The organism is Martelella sp., from assembly GCF_984369615.1.
Genome location: NZ_CFHTCS010000430.1, coordinates 1 through 3,294, shown reverse-complemented (window position 1 = coordinate 3,294; position 3,294 = coordinate 1). Strand labels below are relative to the sequence as shown.

The following is a 3,294-nucleotide window of genomic DNA, read 5'->3' as shown; positions in this document are numbered from 1 at the left end:
TATGGGCAATGCGCAAAAAAATAACGCTCACCGGGGGAGGAGGATCCGGTGAGCGTCATTTGCGTTGGTCGACGACTGGGAGGAGGAGCGTCGTCAACCTATCGAAGCGCGCTGGGAGGAGGAGGAGTGCGCAGCTTCGAATTCCAACCCGGAAACCGGGCCAAGTGACTGAGCTTTTGTCAAATCGTTTTGATGTCCGCTCGTTCACTCTGTTGATCTCTATATACGCGTCCGGCTCCGAATTTTGCAGTGCCATCTCGACATATAAGGTATGCATTGCGTGCATGTCGGCGCGCGGTGGCCGTTTCGGCTGCCGCATGACGGGCTTGCCGTCGCCCGTCTCCGGGTCATTCGAGGCCGCTGCGCGTGCCCATGAAGGCGATGAACTGGTCCTCATCCATGGGGCGCGAGAAATAATAGCCCTGCTGGAGGAAGCAGCCGAGCGCCTCCAGTTTCTTGTAGTGGGCCTTCGAGGTCACGCCCTCGCAGATGACGCCGATGTTGAAGGTCCGCGCGATGCGCACGATGGTCTCGACGATCTGCAGGCTTTCCTCCGAACCGGTGATCGGGGCAATGAGCTGGCCGGCGATCTTCAGCCGGTCGGGGCGCACCTGGTTGAGGCCGACGAGCGAGGCATAGCCCGAGCCGAAATCGTCGAGATCGATGCCGATGCCAAGCTTCCTGATGGCGTTGACGGTTTTGATCAGGGCGGTGTCTGGCCGGTCGAAGGGGATCGATTCGAGCAGTTCGAAGTGAACCGTGTCCGGCGGCAGGTTGAACGAGGCGAGCTGCTCGAGAAGCAACGGGTCGCGCAGGCGCTGGGAGGAGATGTTGACCGAGATGCCGGGCAGCGGCACGCCCGCCGCCTTGCTCCGTTCGATCACGGCGACCGCTTTCTGGAAGACGGTGTCATCGATCGCATGCAGCAGCCCCAGCTGTTCGGCGACATCGAGGAAGGCTTTCGGCTCGAGCACGCCCCGGCGCGGATGCTGCCAGCGGGCGAGCGCCTCCACGCCGACGATCGTCGATGTCCTGACATCGAAGATCGGCTGGTAGTGGGCGGTGATCTCGCCGTTCTCGACCGCCTCCTGAAGCTCGTCGGCCAGGCGCTTGAGGGCAAAGGTCTTCGCCATCAGGTTGCTGGTGTAGTTCACCGTGCGTCCGCGGCCGCGATTCTTGGCCTCGTACAGCGCCAGGTCCGCCTTGATCAGAAGATCCGAGGCCGTGTCGCTCGAATCCTCCGCGGTGGCGATGCCGAGACTGACGCCCAGCCGGCAGGAGCGCCCGTCAATGCGCAGCGGTTTCGAGAAGGCCGCCGTGACGGTGGCGGCGAAGTTCCCGACATCGCTCGCCGCCGGCATCAGGGCGACGAATTCGTCGCCGCCGGTGCGCGCCAGAAAATCGTCGGGACCGAGATTATTCATGAAGGTTTCGGCAGCGTAGCGCAGAACGTCGTCGCCGAAGAAATGTCCCATCGTGTCGTTGATGGTCTTGAACCCGTCAAGGTCGATCAAGACGATGTTCATGCCTTCCGGCATGGCGCCGCCGGCCTGTGCGGCAGCCAGCCGCTTTTCGAAATGGCGCCGGTTGGGAATGCCCGTAAGCGTATCCTGCAGGGCGATTTCCTCCATGCGCGCGCGGGCTTCCTCCAGCGCGACATTCTGTTCCTCCGCCCTGGCCTTGGCCTCTGCCAGCGCCTCCTGAAGCGCCTTGTCGGCCGAAACGTCCCAGTTCACGCCGACGAATTTGCGCTTGCCGTCGGCATCGCGATAGGCGTTGCCGGCGGAACGAATGGTCTTCTCCAGCCCGCCCGGCGTGATGATGCGGTATTCTGTCAGGAAGCCCTTGTCGTTTTCCGCATCCTCCCAGCTGAAACGGCGGAAACGCGCCTGATCGTCCGGATGCAGTCTGGAGCACCAGCTTTCGAATGTCTGCACATGGCTCTCTCCCTCAATGCCGTAGATTCGCAGAATCTGGTCGTCCCAGATCTGGACGTTTGTTTCCAGATCATGCTCCCACAGGCCGATATTCGAGGCGTTGAGGGCGACATCGAGGTGACGGGACAGGTTGTCGACCGCCATCATGCTTTTGCGGATGTTGACATTGTCCCTGAGACGCGCGCGAAACAGCAGGAGCAGGGCGATGAAGGGCGCAACAAATGCCAGGACGAGCAGGCCGGCGGCGAGCCGGAACGCGCGGCCCCAGTCGAACAGGCCAACCGAAAGGGCGCGCGGCGCCACGCTGATGGTCCAGGTCGCGTTGTCGACGCGGACATCCTCACGGATCGCGTCTTCGACGGGCAGGTCGCTTTCGCCGGCTGTGGCGAGTTCGTCGGGACCGGGGGTTGCCACGGTCCTGACGCTGAGCTGTGTCGTTTCCTCGAGTTCGAGCAGGCCGACAGCTTCGAGGATCGCCTCGAAACCGACGACGAGTTCCAGGTTGCCTGCATCGAAGGAATAGCGGTAGACGAGGACCCGCTTGCCGTTCGGGAGTTCGAAGGGACCGAAGATCTTGCGCTGATCGGCGCCGTCGTCCGGAACCGGAAGCGCGCGCATGGCGACAGACAGGTCCTGCGGCGAAATGCGCGTTGCGTCGTCGCGGTTGAGGATGACGGCCCGGGTCCAGGGCGCGGAGGCCAGATAGGCCTCGACCGAGCTATCGTAGCCTTCAAGACCCTCGTCATCAAAGGCCTCGGAAAGAGCCCGGCCGACATTGTCGGTCAGTTGCAACACCGATTTCAGCGCCTTTGCGAAGCCTTCGGCGCGCGCTTGTGCCTGTTCCTGGCGCTCCTGGCGTACCGCATCGCGGATGGCAAGCCCGCCGAAAACCGTTCCCGCAGCCAGCGTCGCGAAGAACAGCACCGTCAGCGCCGTGTAGAGCCTGATCGTGGAACGCCTGTCGCGCGGGATCCTGGCGTTCTTCAGCAGCGCCATTCAGGAACCCGTAGAAAAGAAACGGCTCTCGATCGCATCGCAAGCTCCCCTGTTGCCTGTCTCGCCGCCATGCCTCCGCTCATCGAGATGTGAAGCCTGCCGCCGGCGTCGCACCTTGCCCGCGGTTGCCTGCCATGTCTTGCTATCGTCACGTGCGGCACATCCGGTTTGATTTTCCGCCTTCTAATAGACTGTGATAGGAGCCGTGCCCCCGATAGTCAAACGGGTTGGTGCAATGAGGGGCGCGGATCGGCGGAGGCGCTCAGCCAATGTCGCCTGCCATCTCCCGTGCGCGGCGTGTGGGGCGATAGAAGGTCCGCATCGTCCGGTCGTCGCGCCGCGTGATCTCGATCAGCGGCTC

Annotated in this window: 1 protein-coding gene; it reads right to left on the bottom strand. The window is 62.9% G+C overall.

What is annotated here, in order from left to right; genetic code table 11:
• Positions 1-347: 347 nt before the first annotated feature.
• Entirely contained in the window at positions 348-2,933 is a 2,586-nt protein-coding gene (locus AC5DC2_RS21660; RefSeq protein WP_491699984.1) for a putative bifunctional diguanylate cyclase/phosphodiesterase, read from the bottom strand.
• Between the last annotated feature and the right edge of the window lie 361 nt (positions 2,934-3,294).